Origin of the sequence: Pseudomonas sp. R2-7-07, from assembly GCF_003852355.1 — a bacterium.
Taxonomy (GTDB): domain Bacteria; phylum Pseudomonadota; class Gammaproteobacteria; order Pseudomonadales; family Pseudomonadaceae; genus Aquipseudomonas.
In genome coordinates this window covers 4,009,801-4,028,787 of record NZ_CP027759.1, presented here as the reverse complement: position 1 = coordinate 4,028,787, position 18,987 = coordinate 4,009,801, and the positions used below count along the sequence as shown (strand labels likewise).

Below are 18,987 nucleotides of genomic sequence, written 5' to 3'. Positions count from 1 at the left end.
GAGGCTGGGCGATAAAGGCCGGTATTATAGCCATGCGATCCACTGACGCCGTCACGCAGGAGCCTTTCACCTTATGTCCGCAAGCAAACCCGAGATCGTCATCACCTATTGCACCCAGTGTCAGTGGCTGTTGCGTGCCGCCTGGCTGGCCCAGGAATTGTTGAGTACGTTTGCCGAGGATTTAGCCAAGGTGTCCCTGGCGCCCTCAGCCGGCGGCGCGTTTCGCATCACGTGCGACAACGTACAGATCTGGGAGCGCAAGGCCGATGGAGGCTTCCCGGAGGCCAAGGTGCTCAAGCAGCGCGTGCGCGATCAGATCGACCCGCAGCGCGACCTTGGGCATAACGACCGTACGCCGTGAAGTCAGGTTGCGGCCGGCTGCTTGGCCTGGCTGGCGCTGCCCATCAGGCCGGAAAGCACGATTGCGACGATGATCAGCGCGCCGCCCAGCAGCATGCGCAAGGTGGGCGTCTCGGCGAACAACAGCCAGGCCACGGTGATGCCGTAGACCGGTTCCATGGCAAACACCACCGACGCGGTGCGCGCCTTGATCACCGCGAGGCTGGCGACAAACAGGCTATGGGCCAGGCCGGTACAGAACACGCCGAGCAGGCCGATCCACAGCCAGTCCAGTGCACGCACGTGCGCAAGCCCCGGTGCCGCCACGGGCAACAGGCACGCAGCAACCACCAGGTTCTGGCACAACGCGGCCTGTACCGCCGGAATGCGCCCGGAGCTGGCGCGGTTGTTCAGCGACAGCAACGAGAACAGCAGCCCGGAAGCGATTCCCCACAGCAGGCCGCCGGTGGCTTCGCTGGCCAGGTTGAAGTCCGGGGTGACCAGCACCAGCCCCACGGTGACCAATACCACCAGCAGCACTTCATTGGCGCGAATGCGCTCACGGAAAATCAACCCTTCGAGCATCACCGTAAACGCCGGGAAGGCGGTAAACCCCAACGTTGCGACCGCCACGCCGGCCACTTTTACCGCAATAAAGAACGTCACCCAATGCGCCGCCAGCAGTACACCGCTGACCAACAAGCGCTGCCAGTCACGCCACTCAAGCCTCTTCCAGGGCGCGTTGCTGGCAAAGCGGGCAAAGACCGCCAGGGCTATCACGGCGAACGCGGCACGCCCGAATACGATGATGGACGGTGAGGCGGCCGCCAGCTTGCCGAAGACACCGGTGAGGCCAAACATCAATGCGCCGATATGCAGGGCGCCGAGGGCTGAGCGGGGAGTCATTGCGATCCTTGGACCAAGGGGTAACAGGGGCGCAGTCTACAACGCCTGGTGGCGAATGCGCTGTCATCAGACTGAAGCACAGCTGTCATGGGCTATTCACTGCCAGGGCGCAAGCTCGCGAAAACAGCGTCGAGGGACACCCATGACCCGTGCCGAATTCGCCAAGCCCAGCCGCAAGCAACGGGTGCGTACCCTGTGGATTTCCGACGTGCATCTGGGCACCCGGGATTGCCAGGCCGAGCACTTGTCGCACTTTCTCAAGGGCTACCACGCCGACAAGGTGTATCTGGTCGGCGACATTATCGATGGCTGGAAAATGCGCGGCGGCATGTATTGGCCACAAGCCCACACCAACGTCATCCGCCGCCTGCTGACCATGGCCAAGCGCGGCACCGAGGTGGTCTACGTCACCGGCAACCATGACGAGTTTCTAAGGCGCTATTCCAAGCTGATCCTAGGCAATATCCAACTGGTGGACGAGGCGGTGCATGTCACGGCGGACGGTCGTCATCTGCTGGTGATTCATGGCGATCAGTTCGATGTGATCACCCGTTATCACCGCTGGCTCGCCTTCCTGGGTGACTCGGCCTACGAATTTACCCTTACCCTGAACCGCTGGCTCAATCACTGGCGAGCGCGCTATGGCTACGGGTATTGGTCGCTGTCGGCTTACCTGAAACACAAGGTGAAAACCGCCGTGAGTTTTATCAGCGATTTTGAAGAGGCCATCGCCCACGAAGTGACCAAGCGTGAGCTGCACGGGGTGGTGTGCGGGCATATTCACCATGCCGAAATCCGCAAGGTGGGGGAGGTGGATTACCTCAATTGCGGCGATTGGGTGGAGTCGTGCACGGCGTTGATTGAGCACTGGGATGGGCATATCGAGTTGTATCGGCTGGCGGATGCGCAGGCCAAAGAGGCGCTGCTCAAAGCCGAAATGGTTGCAGGCTAGAGGTCAACTCAATCCAAATGTGGGAGGGGGCAAGCCCTAATGCCATTCAGTCAAGCGTACACCGCCCTCTGTAGGAGCGAGCTTGCTCGCGAAAAACTCACAGGCACCGCGTTCATTCAGGAAGCACGCGTTATCGTTGACATTTTTCGCGAGCAAGCTCGCTCCTACAAAAAGCCTTAACCCCTCCTATTCAGTTGGAGACGTCGGCGATGGCTTTAGCCAGCAGCGTCAAGCGCGTGGCATCCACCCCCGCCACGTTGGCCCGTCCCGTACTGACCATATACACACTGTGCTTTTCACGCAGTTGCTGGACCTGTTCGGCACTCAACCCAGTATAGGAAAACATCCCACGCTGCGTCCCGATATGCGCATACCGCTCGGCCAAGCCGTGGGGCGCCAGCGCGTCCACCAGCCCGGCGCGCAACTGCGCGATGCGCGAACGCATGGCCTCGACTTCGTCGCTCCACTGCTGTTTCAGCTCGGCATCGCCGAGGATGGTCGCGACCACCGCGGCACCATGGTCCGGCGGTGTCGACCACAGATTACGCGCGATATTGGCCAGTTGACTGCGCACATCCGTAAGCTTTTGCGCATCGGCCGCACACACGATCAAGGCGCCAACGCGGTCGCGGTACAAGCCAAAGTTCTTCGAGCACGAACTGGTGATCAACACTTCCGGCAGTTCGGCGGCGAACAAGCGCACCGCCCAGGCGTCCTGCTCCAGGCCGTCGCCAAAGCCTTGGTAGGCAAAATCGATCAGCGGCAGCAATTGGCGCTCGCGCACAATCTGCAGCACCTGGCGCCAGTCATCCTGGGACAGGTCGAAGCCGGTCGGGTTGTGACAGCAGGCGTGCAGCAAGACCACATCGCCCTCGGGCACGCTGGACAGGGTGGCAAGCATCGCCGCCACATCCAGGCGATTGTCGCTGCCCACGTAAGGGTAGTGACTGACCTTCAGCCCGGCTTTGGCGAAAATGGTTTCATGGATCGGCCAGGTCGGGTCGCTCAGCCACACGCCACGGCCGGGCAGGTTGTGGGCGATAAAGTCGGCGCTCAGGCGCAGGGCCCCGGTGCCGCCTGGCGTCTGGGTGGCGCCGGCACGCTGTTCACGCAGCAGCGCCGAATCGGCGCCAAGCACCAGTTGGCTGATCAGTGCGCCGAACGCTGCATCGCCGTGACCGCCGATGTAGGTCTTGGTGGTTTGCCTATCGACTAGGCGTTGCTCGGCGAGTTTTACCGAGTGCGGAATCGGCGTCAGGCCCTGGTCATCCTTATAGACGCCCACGCCGAGGTCGAATTTGTTCGGGTTGGCATCCTGGGCATACAGGTCCATCAGCCCGAGGATCGGGTCGCCCGGCACGCGGCCAATCGCGTCGAAATGCATTACTTGCGGCCCTCGGCGCTGTTGGCCACTTCATCGGTGCGCGCGGCCATGATGAAGTCGTTGCGGTGAAGGCCCTTGATGGAGTGGCTCCACCAGGTCACGGTGACTTTGCCCCATTCGGTGAGCAGGCCAGGGTGATGGCCTTCGGCTTCGGAGATTTCACCCACGGCATTGGTGAAGGCCAGGGCGAACTTAAAGTTCTTGAACAGGAAAACCTTTTCCAATTGCATCACGCCGTCGCGCACTTCGATGTTCCAGTCCGGGATCTGTTTGATCAGTACCGGCAGTTCTTCATCGCTGACTTGTGGGGCGTCGGCGCGGCAGGCTTCGCAATGGGCTTGGTTCAAGGTGGTCATGAAGGTGTCCTGAATTCGAATGATTGAAGGTCAGTGGCGTCACCCTAAAGCAACGCGAGGCCAGGGAACAGACTCACCTGGCGTCAAAATGTAAGGTTTACGCAGCTTTGGGCTTTGGCGGAAATTTGGGGGCATGCAGGCCCAACTGCATACCGCGCTCGACCATGCCCATGATGTCTTCCTGCGCCACGTCGAACAGGCGCTTGAGCTCGGGCAGCACGAAGTACAGCGGCTGCAGGATGTCGATGCGATACGGCGTGCGCATCGCCTCCAGCGGGTCGAAGGCCTGGTGTTCAGGCTCGTCCGACAGGCAATACACGCTTTCCTTGGGTGATGACAGAATACCGCCACCGTAGATGCGCCGGCCTTCGGGGGTATCCACCAGGCCAAATTCGATGGTCATCCAATACAGGCGCGCCAGGTACACCCGTTGCTCCTTGGTGGCCGCCAGGCCGAGCTTGCCGTAGGTGTGGGTGAATTCGGCGAACCAGGGGTTGGTCAGCAGCGGGCAGTGACCAAAGATCTCGTGGAAAATATCCGGCTCTTGCAGGTAGTCCAGTTCCTCACGGGTACGAATGAAGGTCGCTACCGGAAACTGCTTGCTGGCGAGCAATTCGAAGAAGGTCTGGAAGGGGATCAGCGCCGGCACGCGGGCGACTTGCCAGCCGGTGGTGTCGGCCAGCACTTTGTTGATCTCGCCCAACTGTGGGATGCGATCCAGGGGCAGGCCAAGCTTGTCGATGCCGTCCAGGTATTCCTGGCAGGCACGGCCCTCGATCACTTTCAACTGGCGTGTGATCAGGGTGTTCCACACCGCGTGTTCTTCCGGCGGGTAGTGGATAAAACCTTGCGCATCGGGCTCGCGGGCCACGTAGTGCGTCTGCTTCATACGGCTCTCCTGCTAGGCATTCGTTCTTGTTATGTCCTGCTGTGTGTCTATTGATAACCCGCACAGCGCAGGTTTTCAGCGGCTTCAAAGGCCCTTGAGTAGGAAAAATTACCGAATTTTGTAAACTATTCGTTACGGATGCGGCGCTCGTCGTTGTCTTGGGCTGGGAAAAGCGCCCGAGCTGTCACATAATCTTGACGACTATCTGCGCCCAGCGGCAAAAAAGACGCGGCGCCTACCCACTTTTCGGGCCTTTTCATGCGTATCAAAGTGCATTGCCAGAACCGCATCGGCATCCTGCGGGACATCCTCAACTTGTTGGTGGAGTACGGCGTGAACGTCGCCAAGGGGGAGGTCGGCGGCGAGCATGGCAATGCCATCTACCTGTTCTGCCCAAACCTGGTGAACATGCAGTTCCAGGCGCTGCGCCCGCAGTTTGAGGCGATCGCCGGCGTATTCGGCGTGAAAAGGGTAGGGCTGATGCCCAGCGAGCGTCGGCACATGGAACTCAATGCGCTGCTGGGCGCCCTGGAGTTTCCGGTGCTGTCCATCGACATGGGCGGCTCCATCGTTGCGGCCAACCGTGCGGCGGCGCAGTTGCTCGGGGTGCGGGTGGATGAAGTGCCGGGCATTCCCCTGTCGCGCTACGCCGAAGACTTCGACTTGCCGGAGCTGGTGCGCGCCAGCAAGTCGCGGATCAACGGGCTGCGGGTCAAGGTCAAGGGCGATGTGTTCCTGGCGGATATCGCGCCGCTGCAATCCTCCGAACACGATGACAGCGAAGCCATGGCCGGCGCGGTGTTGACCCTGCACCGCGCCGACCGGGTGGGCGAGCGTATCTACAACGTGCGCAAGCAGGAACTGCGCGGCTTCGACAGCATCTTCCAGAGTTCCAAGGTGATGGCCGCCGTGGTGCGCGAAGCCCGGCGCATGGCGCCGCTGGATGCACCTCTATTAATAGAAGGCGAAACCGGAACCGGCAAGGAGCTGCTGGCCCGTGCCTGTCACCTCGCCAGCCCGCGCGGCCAGTCGCCATTGATGGCGCTCAACTGTGCGGGCTTGCCTGAGTCGATGGCCGAGACCGAGCTGTTTGGCTACGGCCCCGGCGCGTTCGAAGGCGCACGGGCCGAAGGCAAGCTCGGGCTGCTGGAACTGACCGCGGGCGGCACGTTGTTTCTCGATGGGGTGGGGGAAATGAGTGCACGCCTGCAGGTAAAACTGCTGCGCTTTCTGCAGGACGGGTGCTTTCGTCGCGTGGGCAGCGATGAAGAGGTGTACCTCGACGTGCGGGTGATCTGCGCGACTCAGGTCGACTTGTCCGAACTATGCGCCCGTGGCGAATTTCGCCAGGACCTGTATCACCGCTTGAACGTACTGTCGCTGCATATCCCGCCCTTGCGTGAATGCCTGGACGGCCTCGGGCCATTGGTCGAGCACTTCCTCGATCAAGCCAGTCGGCAGATCGGTTGCCCACTGCCCAAATTGGCGCCTGCCGCGATGGACAAACTCAGCCACTATCACTGGCCGGGCAATGTGCGGCAGTTGGAAAACGTGCTGTTCCAGGCGGTTTCGCTGTGCGAGGGCGGGACGGTCAAGCTTGAGCATATTCGCTTGCCGGATTACGGCGTGCGCCAGCCGCTTGGTGATTTCTCGCTGGAAGGCGGGTTGGACGCCATCGTCGGTCGGTTTGAAAAGGCCGTGCTCGAAGCGCTGTATGCCGAGCATCCGAGCAGCCGGCAGCTGGGCAAGCGCCTGGACGTGTCCCACACCACTATCGCCAACAAACTGCGCGATTACGAAATCCTCAAGGCCAGCAAATAACAACTGGTACAAATTGGTCCAAAAATGTGGGAGGGGGCTTGCCCTAATGCCAGTCAGTTAAGGCGACACCGAACCTGTGGCGAGGGAGCTTGCTCCCGCTGGACTGCGCAACAGTCCCATTGTTTGGGGCCGCTTCGCGCCCCAGCGGGAGCAAGCTCCCTCGCCACAAGTTAGTTCTCGCTCCTGCTACTTCTTAACTGACTCGCATTAGGGCTTGCCCCCGATAGCCATAGGTATCTACACAACTTTGTAGCAGCATAGGTAACCACGATGCGAAGCGAGCCGCTCTTGATCTTGCTCTTGATCTAGGCGCCCCGTTAAACCACGCTGGCCGGAATTCGACAGTGATTTGGGGGGTAAACCGGCAGGGATGCCGGTTTAGCCGCCCCGCGCCATGGATGGCGCGTGGCGGCGGCCCCCCAAATCACTGTCGGATTACGGGCACACCGAGCCTAAGCGAGGTGCCGAGTGGTGGGGCAAGAGCGTTTTGCTTACTTTTGCGCTTTTCAAAAGTGAGACGCCGTAAGGGCGGAACCCATAGCAGCCGTTACCGCAGCAACGGATATGTACTCGCTCTGATCCAACATCCCGGTCGTCTGTCAGGCCGCCATCGGGGGCAAGCCCCCTCCCACATTTGGAGCGCGGGGCGGCAGTTAGAGAGGCTTCGGCTGCTGAGCCGTCACAGGTTCAGGGCCACGCCAAAGTTGTGTAGATACCTATGCCCCGATAGCGGTGTGTCAGCCACAGATTGATGAACTGACCCACCGCCATCGGGAGCAAGCCCCTCCCACAGTTTGATTTGCGTCGCCTTCAAGACCGAGGCTTGCCGTTAGCGGCAGTAGTCCGCCGTTTTTTCGACTCTCACCCCACGCTCGGAATCTTGCGGTTCACCCGCAAACCCCGCCCTGCCTGCTCTTCAGCCAATTTTAAGAAGTTGGTTCGCAAATTGCTTAAGCCTCATCAGTACAGCGGTGGACGGCAAGCGTCCGTCAGAAAGAGGATAGAGCGTGGACAAGTACCTTTACGTGGCAATGACCGGCGCCAGCCAGAATGCTCTGGCGCAGAAGGCCCATGCCAACAATCTGGCGAACATTTCCACCAACGGTTTCCAGCGCGACCTGGAGCAGGCGCGGTCGATGCCGGTGTTCGGTGACAGCTTTCCGGCGCGGGCTTTCGCCCTGACCGAACGGCCGGCCACCGACTTCACGCCCGGGGCGATGATCGAAACCGGACGTGACCTGGACGTGGCCGTCAGCGGCGACGGCTGGATGGCCGTGCAAACCCCCGATGGCAGCGAAGCCTACGTGCGCAGCGCCAGCATGAACGTGGATGCGCTCGGTGTGCTGCGGGCCGGCAACGGTATGCCGATCATGGGCAACGGCGGCCCGATTGCCGTGCCGCCCCAGCAGAAAATCGAAGTGGGCGCCGACGGCACCATCAGCATCCGCGCCATGGGCGAAGGCCCGCGGGTGATGGCCGAAGTGGACCGTATCAAGCTGGTCCAGCCCGACCTCAAGAACATGAACAAAGGTTTGGACGGCACCATCCACACCAAGGATGGCCAGCCGGCCCAGGCCGACGCGAACGTCAAGCTGACCTCGGGCTTTCTGCAGGCGAGCAACGTCAATGCGGTTGAGGAAATGACCGCGGTACTTGCGCTTTCCAAGCAGTTCGAGCTGCACATCAAGATGATGAACACCGCCAAAGAAGATGACCAGGCCATGACCCGCGTCTTGCAGATGAGCTAACAGCCTTAATTGGCTTTTAAATAAACAGCGCAGCACGGCGCCAACAAACAGGCGCACGAAGGAGAACAGCATGCTTCCGGCTCTATGGGTTGCCAAGACAGGCCTGTCCGCCCAGGACACTAACCTGACCACCATTTCCAACAACCTGGCGAACGTGTCGACCACGGGTTTTAAACGTGATCGCGCCGAATTCCAGGACTTGCTCTATCAGATCAAGCGCCAGCCAGGCGCCCAGTCGACCCAGGACAGCGAACTGCCGTCGGGCCTGCAACTGGGTACCGGTGTGCAGATCGTCGGCACCCAGAAAAACTTCAGCGCCGGTAACCTGCAACAGACCGGCCAGCCGCTGGACATGGCGATCAACGGCCGTGGCTTCTTCCAGATCCTGCAACCGGATGGCACGACCTCCTACACCCGTGACGGTACCTTCCACTTAGACTCCAACGGCCAGATCGTGACCGCCAATGGTTTTGCCCTGGAGCCAGCCGTGGTGGTGCCGGCAGACGCCAAGACCTTCACCGTCGGCAACGACGGCACCGTGTCCATCACCGTGGCCGGCAACCCCGCGTCGCAAGTGATCGGCAACCTGCAAACCGCCGACTTCATCAACCCGGCCGGCCTGCAGGCCATGGGCAACAACCTGTTCCTCGAAACCGCCTCCAGCGGCGCGCCGCAAATCGGCACCCCTGGCCTGAACGGTTTCGGCACCACGCTGCAAAGCACCCTGGAAACCTCCAACGTCAGCACGGTTGAGGAGATGGTCAACATGATCACCACCCAGCGCGCCTACGAGATGAACTCCAAGGTGATTTCCACCGCCGACCAGATGCTTTCGTTCGTAACGCAGAATCTGTAATCAGTCTATGGGGCGCCCTTGAAAGCGCCTGCAACACCGTGAGGTTAGGGTCATGAATCGCATTGTTTCTGTTCTGGCATTGAGTGGGATCGCCGTGCTTGCGGGCTGTGTCGCCCCGTCGCCGAAACCCAATGACCCGTACTACGCGCCGGTGTTGCCGCGCACGCCATTGCCGGCGGCGGCCAACAATGGCTCGATCTATCAGGCCGGTTTCGAGCAGAACCTGTACAGCGACCGCAAGGCGTTCCGGGTCGGTGACATCATCACCATCACCCTGAACGAGAAGACCCAGGCGAGCAAGAACGCCAACTCGCAGATCGGCAAGACCAGCAAGACCGGTATCGGCCTGACGTCGCTGTTCGGCGGCGGCCTGACCACCAATAACCCGTTGGGTGACGGTGACCTGAGCCTCAGTGCCGGCTACAGCGGCGACCGCGCCACCAACGGCAAGAGCGCGGCGGGGCAGGGCAACAGCCTGACCGGCTCGATCACCGTTACCGTGGCCGATGTGTTGCCCAACGGCATCATCGCCGTGCGCGGTGAAAAGTGGATGACCCTCAATACCGGCGACGAGTTGGTGCGCATTGCCGGCATGGTGCGTGCCGATGATATTTCCACCGACAACACCGTGCCGTCGACGCGGATTGCCGATGCACGGATTACCTACTCGGGTACAGGTTCGTTTGCTGATGCAAGCCAGCCGGGCTGGTTCGACCGTTTCTTCCTTAGCCCGCTGTTCCCTTTCTAGGTGGCCATTTTGAACTTCAAGCAGTTGATGGCGGCGGTCGTGTTGCTGTGCCTGAGCGCCGTCGCCCAGGCCGAACGCCTGAAAGACATCGCCAGCATTTCCGGCGTGCGCAGTAACCAGTTGATCGGTTATGGCCTGGTGGTGGGGCTCAATGGCACGGGTGACCAGACCACCCAGACCCCGTTCACCCTGCAAACCTTCAACAACATGCTGTCGCAGTTCGGCATCAAGGTACCGCCAGGCTCGGGCAACGTGCAGTTGAAGAACGTCGCGGCGGTGTCGATCAGTGCCGACTTGCCGGCGTTCGCCAAGCCGGGGCAGGTGGTGGACATCACCGTGTCGTCCATGGGCAACTCCAAGAGCCTGCGGGGCGGTACGTTGCTGATGACGCCGCTCAAAGGTATCGACGGCAACGTCTACGCCATCGCCCAGGGCAACCTGGTGGTGGGCGGGTTCGACGCCGAGGGCCGTGACGGTTCGAAGATCACCGTCAACGTACCGTCGGCCGGGCGCATTCCCGGTGGCGCCACGGTTGAACGCACCGTGCCGAGTGGTTTCAATCAGGGCAACAGCCTGACCCTGAACCTCAACCGTTCCGACTTCACCACCGCCAAACGCGTGGTCGACAAGATCAACGACATGCTTGGCCCAGGCGTCGCCCAGGCCATCGATGGCGGTTCGGTGCGCGTGACCGCGCCCCTGGATCCCAGCCAGCGCGTGGACTACCTGTCGATCCTGGAAAACCTGGAGGTCGACCCCGGCCAGGCGGTGGCCAAAGTCATCATCAACTCGCGCACCGGCACCATCGTGATCGGCCAGAACGTCAAGGTCTCGCCGGCGGCGGTGACCCACGGCAGCCTGACTGTGACCATTACCGAAGACCCGATTGTCAGCCAGCCTGGGCCGCTGTCCAACGGCCAGACGGCGGTAGTCCCGCGTTCGCGGGTCAATGCCCAGCAGGAAGCCAAGCCGATGTTCAAGTTCGGTCCCGGTACCACCCTGGACGAGATCGTCCGCGCGGTGAACCAAGTGGGCGCGGCCCCTGGCGACTTGATGGCGATCCTCGAAGCCCTGAAACAGGCCGGCGCTTTGCAAGCCGACCTGATCGTGATCTGAGGCCATGGTCATGGATATGCGCAAGAGCGGGATCAGCAGCACGGCGGACTCGGGGTCTTACTCCGACCTGAACCGGCTTAACCAGCTCAAGGTCGGTGCCGACAAGAACAGCGACGGCAACATGCGCAAAGTCGCGCAGGAGTTCGAGTCGTTGTTCTTGAGCGAGATGCTCAAGTCCATGCGCTCGGCCACCGAGGCCCTGGGCAAGGACAACCCGATGAACACCCCGGCGGCCAAGCAGTACCAGGAAATGTACGACCAGCAATTGGCGGTGTCGATGTCCCGCGAAGGCGGTGGTATCGGCCTGGCCGACGTGCTGATGCGCCAGATGCAGAAGAACAAACCGGTGGACGCCCAGGCGGCCACCTTGCAGGGCCCGGCAGCCGATACCCCGGCGAAAAAAGCCGACGTGCCGACGGAAATCGCCGCCGGCACCCAGGCGCAAGGCCCGTTGGGTCGCTCCAACGGCCAGCGCCCGTTGTGGGCCTACCGCGTGGCGGTGCCCGAAGGCGCCAGTGCGCATGCCAACGATATGGAGCTGATGAACCAGCGCCGTATCGCCTTGCCAAGCAAGCTGACCGACCGCCTGCTCGCGGGCATTGTGCCGAGCACGCCGGTCGCTGCGCAAACCACCAGCGCGCCACTGCGCAACAGTGCTGCCGACGACAACGTGGTCAACAGCACCGCCCGCAGCGTTGCCGTGCCGAGCGGCAAGATGCAGGTCTACGGCCGCGCCATCGCCCAGCCACCGCTGGCACCGGCGAAAAAAGCCTTCAGCTCGCAGGATGAATTCGTCGCCACCATGCTGCCGATGGCCAAGGCCGCCGCCGCGCGTATCGGTATCGATCCGAAGTACCTGGTGGCCCAGGCCGCCCTGGAAACCGGTTGGGGTAAATCGGTGATGCGTGCCGAGGACGGCAGCAGCAGCCACAACCTGTTCGGCATCAAGGCCGGCCAGAGCTGGCAGGGCGGCCAGGCACGTGCGATCACCAGCGAGTTTCGCGACGGCGCGATGGTCAAGGAGACGGCGCAGTTCCGCTCCTACAGCTCCTATCAGGACAGCTTCCATGACCTCGTCACCCTGCTGCAAAGCAATGATCGCTATAAAGAAGTTGTGAAATCAGCCGATAACCCGGAACAGTTTGTACGCGAGTTGCAAAAGGCCGGTTATGCAACCGATCCGGCCTATGCCAGCAAGATTTCGCAGATCGCCAAAAACATGAACAGTTACCAGAACTACGCTGCCGCTGGCGCAACCACACATTTATAAGGTCTGAACCATGAGTTTGCTCAGTATCGGGATGTCAGGGCTCAATGCCGCTCAAGGATCGTTGTCGGTCTTGAGTAATAACATCGCCAACGCCAACACCTCGGGTTATTCGCGTCAGCAGACCACGCAGAATGCCAATGCCAACAACCCTTACGGCGGCGTGTACATCGGCAGCGGCACGACCCTGGCCGATGTGCGCCGGGTGTATAACGAATTCCTCGACGCGGCCTACCAGAACAGCACGGCGCTCAACAACGACGCCAAGGCCTATTCCAGCCAGGCCAGCGCCATCGACAAGACCCTGTCGGACAAGACCACCGGCATGTCTTCGGTACTCAGCGCGTTCTTCGCCGCTGTGCAGACTTCGGCGGCCAACCCCAGCGATGTGTCCGCCCGGCAAGTGCTGCTGACCAGCGCCCAGACCCTGAGCAACCGTTTCAACGCGATCTCCAGCCAATTGAATGAGCAGAAAGAGTCGATCAACGGGCAGTTGGTGACCATGAGCGATCAGGTCAACCAGTTGACCTCCTCGATTGCTTCCCTCAACAAGCAGATCACCCTGGCCCAAGGCTCCAGCAACAGCGCCCCGGCCAACCTGCTGGATGCGCGTAACGAGGCAGTGCGTTCGCTCAATGAACTGGTCGGCGTGACCACCAGCGAAAAGAACGGCGTGTTCAGCGTCAGCACCGGCACCGGCCAATCCCTGGTATTGGGCGATCAATCCAACACGATTTCGGCGGTATCGAGCAGCAACGATCCAAGCCAGTACACCATCCAGCTCAATGCCGGCGGCGGTACGGCGATCGACCTGGGCAACGTGCTCAGCGGCGGCAGCATCGGCGGTTTGTTGCGTTATCGCAGTGATGCCCTGATGCCGGCCATCAATGACCTGGGGCGCATCGCCCTGGCGACTGCCGATACCGTTAACAGCCAACTGGGCCAGGGCCTGGACCTGAACGGTGACTTCGGCGCGTCGCTGTTCAAGGACATCAACAGCGCGGCCGCGATTGCCCAGCGCAGTCAGGGCTCGATGGGCAACAGTACTGGCTCCGGCAACTTGAACGTGAGCATCAGCGACACCAGCAAGCTGTCGACCTACGACTATAAAGTCACCTTTACCAGCGGCAACAACTACACCGTGGTGCGTTCTGACGGCAAAGCCATGGGCGCGTTCGACACCACTACCACGCCGCCACCGGTGATCGACGGCTTCACGCTGGCCCTGGATGGCAAGGGACCGATTGCGGCGGGCGACAGTTTCAAAGTCAGTCCAACGGCCACGGGCGCGGCGACCATCGGCACCGCGTTGACCGACGCCAATAAAATCGCGTTCGCCGGGCCATTGCTGGGCGAGGGCAGCAAGACCAACCAGGGCACCGGCACCTTTACCCCGCCGACCCTGACCCTGCCGATCGATATTCATGGTGGTGCCGACACCGCGCAATTGCGTACCGGCATTGAACATTCGATGCCGGTAAAGATGGTGTTCGGCAAACCTGCGGCTGATGGCACCCAGGGCTATACGCTCAACGATGCCCAGGGTAACTCGATCGGCACCGGCACCATCGTGCCGGGCCAGGGTAACAAGATCACCGTCGACGTACCGATGCGCGATGCCAACGGCACGCTGCTGGTGCCGGCCAAGAGCTTCAAGTTCGACACCACCGTCGCAGGTGCGCCCGCTGCGGGCGACAGCACTACGTTTTCCTTCAACGCCTCGGGCAAATCGGATAACCGTAACGCCCAGGCCCTGCTCGACCTGCAGACCAAAACCACGATCGGCCTGTCCGATGGCACTGGCGGCGGCGTGAGCCTGGTGGCGGCCAACAGCCGCCTGGTCTCGACCGTGGGCGCCAAGGCCGCTTCGGCCAATACCGACACTACCGCCACCGGCGCCTTGCTCAAGGCCAACCAGGACGCGCGCAACTCGGTGTCCCAGGTCAACCTGGATGAAGAGGCGGGCGACATGATCAAGTTCCAGCAGTACTACACCGCGTCGTCGCAGATCATCAAGGCTGCGCAAGAAACCTTCAGCACGCTGATCAATAGTCTTTAAGGGAGCCTGGGACGATGCGTATTTCTACCGCTCAATATTTCGAAACCAGTTCCGCCAAGTATTCGGATAACTACTCCAGCGTGGTCAAGGCGCAGGATCAGGCCAGCTCTGGCGTGCGCGTGCAAACTGCCGCGGATGACCCGGTAGCCGCGGCGCGCTTGTTGTTGCTGCAACAGCAGAAAGACATGTTGGCGCAGTTCGACGGCAATATCACCAGCTTGAAGAACTCGCTGACCAACGAAGAAAGTGTGTTGGGCTCGATCAACGAAGCGCTGCAGGCTGCCAGTAGCCTGGCCCTGGAAGCGGGCGGTTCGCTGAGCGACGCTGATCGCAAGTCAATCGCCGGCCAGATCGGTGCGCTGGAGGACCAGGTGTTCGGCTTGCTCAATAGCAAGGACTCGTCGGGCAACTATCTATTTTCCGGTTCCAAGACGTCGACACCACCCTACAGCCGCAACAGCGACGGTACCTACAGCTATCAAGGCGACGAAACCCCGCTGAGTCTGCAGGTTTCCGACACGCTGAAAGTCAATGCGGGCGATACCGGTAAAAGCATCATGGGCGGGGCCGTCAACGCCGGCCGTACCCAGGCGACGTGGATTGCGCCTGCCATCGTGCCGCCGGCAACTGCGCCAGTGCCGAACGACAATAAAGTGTCGATCTCGGCCGGGCTGGTGGCTTCGGGCCCCGATTACACCAATAAATTCACCGACGGTCAGCCTTACAAGCTGACCTTCACCAGCAGCACCCAGTACAAAGTGTCCGATCGCAACGGCACCGATGTCACGTCGGAGATTCCGGGTAACGGCACCTTTGATTCCACCAAGGAAGGCGGCTCCACAGTCAGCCTGCGCGGCGTCAACTTTGATATCTCGGTGAACCTCAAGGACATCGCGACGGGGCCGGATGCCGATGCGCTGGTCAAGGACCGTTCGTTCAGCCTGGCCGCCAAGCCGGACACGTTCAGCGTTTCCCGTACGCCGAGCAATGCCTCGACTGCGCAGCTGACCAACGCCCAGGTAAGCAATCCGACCGCGTATGCGAGCACGTTCCCGGCGAACAGCGGGGCGGTGATCAAGTTCACCAGTGGTACTGCGTATGAAGTCTATGCCCAGCCCTACAGCGCCGACAGCAAAGCTATCGCTACCGGCGATACCGGTGGCGGCCCAACGGTGACCGCCGCAGGCGTGACCTTCGATGTCAGCGGCACGCCGCAAGCCGGGGATCAGTTTGCAGTCGCCGCCAGCACATCGAAGACCCAGAATGCGCTGGATACACTGAGCCAGCTGCGCCTGGCGCTGGAGCAGCCTGCCGACGGCAAGCCGGATGCGATGGTCAAGCTCAAGAATGCGCTGGACTCCGCCATCAGCAACTTCGCCAACTCCCGCGCCCAAGTCGACAACGTGCGCGGCTCCATCGGTGCGCGCCAAGCCGCGCTGGATATCCAGTCGGCTGAAAACATCAGTATCGGTGCGGCGAACAAGAGCACCATGAGCGATCTGGCCAACATCGACATGGGCGAGGCGGCGATCAATCTCACGCTGCAGCAGACCATGTTGCAGGCTTCGCAGCTGGCCTTCGTTAAAATTTCCCAGTTGAGCTTGTTCAATAAGATGTGATTTCAGGCGGTAGATCAGCGGCTCATCCCGGAAACGGGCTGGGCCGTTGTCATTTTTGCAGCCGACGTGTTTACAGATTTCGCACCGATGCATGGAAATTGAGTGACCTGTGAGTCATAAAGCGCATCTTCACTGTATTGTGTAAAAAGGATAAGTCGCCTTGCCGTCGTTCTGCGCGGCGCTCAGCGAAATTTTTATGGGGGCATCCCCCTTTATTGTCAGCACTTCGGGCGCAGACCCTGGGGTGTTCTCCAGCTATTTAGTATTGGGAAGCCACAATGATTGGCATAAAAAGCATCGCCAGTTACGTGCCGGCGGACGGTATCGATAACTACGCCCAGGGTGCCAAATTCGCCAAGGATGAAGAGTTCATCATTGGCAAGATCGGTTCGGCGTTCCTGCCGCGCAAGGAAGCCACGCAGGAAACCTCCGATCTGTGTGTCGAGGCGGTCAACGCTTTGTTTGCCAACAACCCGGAATTGAAGCGCGAGTCCATCGATGCCGTCATTGTGGTCACGCAGAACGGCGATGAAGAAGGGCTGCCCCACACCGCCGCCATCGTCCAGGACAAACTGGGCCTGCCAACCCACGTGGCCGCCTTCGATATTTCCCTGGGCTGTTCCGGTTACGTTTATGGCATCTACGCGATGAAGGGCTTCATGGAAGCCACCGGCCTGAAAAACGGCCTGCTGATCACCGCCGACCCGTATTCGAAGATCGTCGACCCGGAAGACCGCAACACCACCATGCTCTTCGGCGACGCCGCCACCGCCACCTGGATGGGCGAAGACGCGCCGTGGTTGCTGGGCAAATCCAAGTTCGGCACCGACGGTTCCGGCGCGCCGCACCTGAAGGTCAGCGATGGCGTGTTCTTCATGAACGGTCGCCAGGTGTTCAACTTCGCCCTGCTCAAGGTGCCGGCGCATCTGCACGAACTGCTGGATGAGTCGGACCTCAAGGCCGATGACATCGATGCGTTCTGCATTCACCAAGGCAGTGCGGCGATTGTCGACGCCGTGGCGCGACGCTTTGAAGATGCGCCAGTGGACAAGTTCATCAAAGACATGGTCGAGACCGGCAACACCGTGTCGTCGAGCATTCCGTTGCTGCTGGAAAAGCACGTGATGGACGCCACCTGGAAGCGCGTGGCGATCAGTGGTTTTGGCGTGGGCCTGTCCTGGGGCTCGGCGATTCTGTATCGCCCCTGACCCTTTAAGGGCGCATAACAAAACGCCGATGATCGAAAGATCATCGGCGTTTTTTATTTGGCGCCAGAAAACCCAATAAACCCTGGGTTTTCGGCAGTGCTAACCCCTTGAAATGCAAGGGCTGGCACAGGGCTAGTAAAAAAAATCAAAAAAACCCTCAAGCAACCGGCTACCACGACGATAACTATTACGTAGGTTCTCAGGCCACACCCGGCGGTTGCCAGGGCCGGAAGCCGCAGTATCCATCCATCGAGGATTTCGTCATGGCTTTAACAGTAAACACCAACATTGCTTCCATCACTACCCAGAACGGCCTTGGCAAAGCGGCCAACTCGCTGCAAACCTCCATGCAGCGTCTGTCCACTGGTCTGAGCATCAACAGCGCTAAAGACAACGCCTCGGGCCTGCAGATCTCCAACCGTCTGACCAGCCAAATCAACGGCCTGGGCCAAGCTGTAAAGAACGCCAACGATGGTATCTCCATCGCGCAAACCGCTGAAGGCGCAATGCAGGCTTCGACCGACATTCTGCAAAAGATGCGTACCCTGGCTCTGTCCTCGGCTACCGGCTCCCTGAGCGACGCTGACCGTACTTCCAACCAGGAAGAATACCAGGCGCTGACTTCGGAACTGACCCGTATCTCGCAAACCACTACCTTCGGTGGCCAGAAACTGCTCGACGGTTCGTACGGCACCAAAGCCATCCAGGTTGGCGCCAATGCCAACGAAACCATCAACCTGTCCCTGGACAACGTTGCTGCTAACAACATCGGCTCGCAGCAGATCAAGAGCGTCGGCGTTGCACCTAGCACCACAGGTGTTGCCGGTGGCGATATCGGTATCACCGGTAACGGCCAGACCGCTACTGTTACCGTAGCAGCAGGCGCATCGGCGAAAACCATCGCCAGCCAACTGAACGGCGCTGTAGGTGGCCTGAGCGCTTCCGCCAGCACTGAAGCTCAATTCAGCGTGGGTGCTGCCGCCAAGACCGCGCCTGCTACCTTCACCATGACTGTTGGCGGCCAAGCCACCACTTTCACCGGTGTAACCGATACCGCCAGCCTGGCTGACCAACTGAAATCCAACTCTGCAAAACTGGGTATCAGCGTCAACTATGACGAATCCAAAGGCACTTTGTCGGTCAAGTCCGACTCCGGTGAGAACCTGAACTTCAGCGCCTCCACTGACGCCGGTTCGATCACTGTTGCTACCAAAGACGGTAAAGGTGCCTTCGGTACCGGCGTCGCTCTGGCCGACGGCCTGATCGCTACCGGTGCAGTGAACCTGGATTCGTCCAAAGGCTACGCGCTGAACGGTGCTGGTGTGACCGGTCTGTTCGCCGCAGCAGGTACTGCCGCAGCTTCGGCCAAGACCACTGTTGCACAGACCGACGTAAGCAGCGCTTTCAACGCACAGGCTGCTATCGCGGTACTGGACAAGGCTATCGGCGGCATCGATAGCACTCGTTCGGGCCTGGGTGCTGTTCAGAACCGTCTGACCACTACTGTAGACAACCTGACCAACATTCAGAAAAACTCCACCGCTGCACGCTCCACCGTTCAAGACACCGACTTCGCTGCTGAAACAGCTGAGTTGACCAAGCAACAAACCTTGCAGTCGGCTGCTACCGCGATCCTGTCGCAGGCCAACCAACTGCCATCCGCTGTACTGAAGCTGCTTCAGTAATAACGGCGCTTGGTAACTGACGGAAGGGCGCGTT

The 18,987-nt window shown here is 60.6% G+C and carries 16 protein-coding genes; 12 read left to right on the top strand and 4 right to left on the bottom strand.

Going from position 1 to position 18,987, the window contains the following annotated elements; all coding sequences use genetic code 11:
• The first annotated feature begins 73 nt into the window (after positions 1-73).
• Positions 74-361, top strand: a complete 288-nt coding sequence (locus tag C4J86_RS18430; RefSeq protein WP_124371431.1) for a SelT/SelW/SelH family protein — start codon at positions 74-76, stop codon at positions 359-361.
• 2 nt (positions 362-363) lie between these two features.
• On the opposite strand, the gene C4J86_RS18425 is transcribed toward C4J86_RS18430, so the two are convergent.
• On the bottom strand, positions 364-1,245 hold the full coding sequence (locus tag C4J86_RS18425) for a DMT family transporter (RefSeq protein ID WP_124371430.1): 882 nt from the start codon (positions 1,243-1,245) through the stop codon (positions 364-366).
• A gap of 142 nt (positions 1,246-1,387) precedes the next feature.
• On the opposite strand from C4J86_RS18425, the gene C4J86_RS18420 reads away from it, so the two are divergent.
• Positions 1,388-2,197 carry a UDP-2,3-diacylglucosamine diphosphatase gene (locus C4J86_RS18420; RefSeq protein ID WP_124371429.1) on the top strand — a complete coding sequence of 270 codons (810 nt, stop codon included), beginning with the start codon at positions 1,388-1,390 and terminating at the stop codon, positions 2,195-2,197.
• A gap of 190 nt (positions 2,198-2,387) precedes the next feature.
• Here the strand turns inward: C4J86_RS18420 and C4J86_RS18415 are convergent, their stop codons facing one another.
• The 3 genes from C4J86_RS18415 to phhA form a co-directional block, all read right to left on the bottom strand.
• Positions 2,388-3,581 (bottom strand): amino acid aminotransferase, encoded by a 1,194-nt coding sequence (locus C4J86_RS18415; protein WP_124371428.1) that lies wholly within the window; start codon positions 3,579-3,581, stop codon positions 2,388-2,390.
• Positions 3,581-3,937, bottom strand: a complete 357-nt coding sequence (locus tag C4J86_RS18410) for a 4a-hydroxytetrahydrobiopterin dehydratase (protein WP_124363799.1) — start codon at positions 3,935-3,937, stop codon at positions 3,581-3,583. The genes C4J86_RS18415 and C4J86_RS18410 overlap by 1 nt, the downstream gene beginning before the upstream one ends.
• Positions 3,938-4,034: 97 nt before the next feature.
• Positions 4,035-4,826 carry a phenylalanine 4-monooxygenase gene (phhA, locus tag C4J86_RS18405; RefSeq protein ID WP_124371427.1) on the bottom strand — a complete coding sequence of 264 codons (792 nt, stop codon included), beginning with the start codon at positions 4,824-4,826 and terminating at the stop codon, positions 4,035-4,037.
• Positions 4,827-5,084: 258 nt separating this feature from the next.
• Here phhA and C4J86_RS18400 point away from each other — a divergent pair, with 258 nt between their 5' ends.
• The 10 genes from C4J86_RS18400 to C4J86_RS18355 all read left to right on the top strand — a co-directional run bounded on the left by C4J86_RS18400 (position 5,085) and on the right by C4J86_RS18355 (position 18,953).
• Positions 5,085-6,647, top strand: a complete 1,563-nt coding sequence (locus tag C4J86_RS18400) for a sigma-54-dependent transcriptional regulator (protein ID WP_124367858.1) — start codon at positions 5,085-5,087, stop codon at positions 6,645-6,647.
• Positions 6,648-7,654: 1,007 nt separating this feature from the next.
• Positions 7,655-8,395, top strand: a complete 741-nt coding sequence (locus tag C4J86_RS18395; protein WP_124363796.1) for a flagellar basal body rod protein FlgF — start codon at positions 7,655-7,657, stop codon at positions 8,393-8,395.
• 70 nt (positions 8,396-8,465) lie between these two features.
• The gene (gene flgG, locus C4J86_RS18390) at positions 8,466-9,251 is read left to right on the top strand and encodes a flagellar basal-body rod protein FlgG (RefSeq protein ID WP_057721328.1); all 786 of its coding nucleotides are present in this window, start codon (positions 8,466-8,468) and stop codon (positions 9,249-9,251) included.
• A gap of 52 nt (positions 9,252-9,303) precedes the next feature.
• Positions 9,304-9,999 (top strand): flagellar basal body L-ring protein FlgH, encoded by a 696-nt coding sequence (gene flgH, locus C4J86_RS18385; protein WP_124363795.1) that lies wholly within the window; start codon positions 9,304-9,306, stop codon positions 9,997-9,999.
• Between the two features lie 6 nt (positions 10,000-10,005).
• Positions 10,006-11,115, top strand: coding sequence for a flagellar basal body P-ring protein FlgI (locus C4J86_RS18380; RefSeq protein ID WP_372237507.1), 1,110 nt, complete (start codon positions 10,006-10,008; stop codon positions 11,113-11,115).
• A 4-nt stretch (positions 11,116-11,119) separates the two neighbouring features.
• Positions 11,120-12,385 carry a flagellar assembly peptidoglycan hydrolase FlgJ gene (flgJ, locus tag C4J86_RS18375; protein WP_124371426.1) on the top strand — a complete coding sequence of 422 codons (1,266 nt, stop codon included), beginning with the start codon at positions 11,120-11,122 and terminating at the stop codon, positions 12,383-12,385.
• Positions 12,386-12,395: 10 nt separating this feature from the next.
• The gene (flgK, locus tag C4J86_RS18370; RefSeq protein WP_124371425.1) at positions 12,396-14,441 is read left to right on the top strand and encodes a flagellar hook-associated protein FlgK; all 2,046 of its coding nucleotides are present in this window, start codon (positions 12,396-12,398) and stop codon (positions 14,439-14,441) included.
• Between the two features lie 14 nt (positions 14,442-14,455).
• On the top strand, positions 14,456-16,060 hold the full coding sequence (locus tag C4J86_RS18365) for a flagellar hook-associated protein 3 (RefSeq protein WP_124371424.1): 1,605 nt from the start codon (positions 14,456-14,458) through the stop codon (positions 16,058-16,060).
• 278 nt (positions 16,061-16,338) lie between these two features.
• Positions 16,339-17,268, top strand: a complete 930-nt coding sequence (locus C4J86_RS18360; RefSeq protein WP_124371423.1) for a ketoacyl-ACP synthase III — start codon at positions 16,339-16,341, stop codon at positions 17,266-17,268.
• A gap of 263 nt (positions 17,269-17,531) precedes the next feature.
• A complete protein-coding gene (locus C4J86_RS18355; protein ID WP_124367853.1) occupies positions 17,532-18,953 on the top strand; it encodes a flagellin in 1,422 nt (473 codons plus the stop codon).
• Positions 18,954-18,987 lie beyond the last annotated feature (34 nt).

Excerpts from the sequence above, each read along its gene's own strand:
- flgH (WP_124363795.1), top strand. The coding sequence starts at position 9,304 with ATGAATCGCATTGTTTCTGTTCTGGCATTGAGTGGGATCGCCGTGCTT.
- C4J86_RS18420 (WP_124371429.1), top strand. The coding sequence starts at position 1,388 with ATGACCCGTGCCGAATTCGCCAAGCCCAGCCGCAAGCAACGGGTGCGT.
- C4J86_RS18365 (WP_124371424.1), top strand. The coding sequence starts at position 14,456 with ATGCGTATTTCTACCGCTCAATATTTCGAAACCAGTTCCGCCAAGTAT.
- flgK (WP_124371425.1), top strand. The coding sequence starts at position 12,396 with ATGAGTTTGCTCAGTATCGGGATGTCAGGGCTCAATGCCGCTCAAGGA.
- C4J86_RS18430 (WP_124371431.1), top strand. The coding sequence starts at position 74 with ATGTCCGCAAGCAAACCCGAGATCGTCATCACCTATTGCACCCAGTGT.
- flgG (WP_057721328.1), top strand. The coding sequence starts at position 8,466 with ATGCTTCCGGCTCTATGGGTTGCCAAGACAGGCCTGTCCGCCCAGGAC.
- C4J86_RS18425 (WP_124371430.1), bottom strand. The coding sequence starts at position 1,245 with ATGACTCCCCGCTCAGCCCTCGGCGCCCTGCATATCGGCGCATTGATG.
- flgJ (WP_124371426.1), top strand. The coding sequence starts at position 11,120 with ATGGTCATGGATATGCGCAAGAGCGGGATCAGCAGCACGGCGGACTCG.
- C4J86_RS18400 (WP_124367858.1), top strand. The coding sequence starts at position 5,085 with ATGCGTATCAAAGTGCATTGCCAGAACCGCATCGGCATCCTGCGGGAC.
- C4J86_RS18415 (WP_124371428.1), bottom strand. The coding sequence starts at position 3,581 with ATGCATTTCGACGCGATTGGCCGCGTGCCGGGCGACCCGATCCTCGGG.
- C4J86_RS18355 (WP_124367853.1), top strand. The coding sequence starts at position 17,532 with ATGGCTTTAACAGTAAACACCAACATTGCTTCCATCACTACCCAGAAC.
- phhA (WP_124371427.1), bottom strand. The coding sequence starts at position 4,826 with ATGAAGCAGACGCACTACGTGGCCCGCGAGCCCGATGCGCAAGGTTTT.
- C4J86_RS18410 (WP_124363799.1), bottom strand. The coding sequence starts at position 3,937 with ATGACCACCTTGAACCAAGCCCATTGCGAAGCCTGCCGCGCCGACGCC.
- C4J86_RS18360 (WP_124371423.1), top strand. The coding sequence starts at position 16,339 with ATGATTGGCATAAAAAGCATCGCCAGTTACGTGCCGGCGGACGGTATC.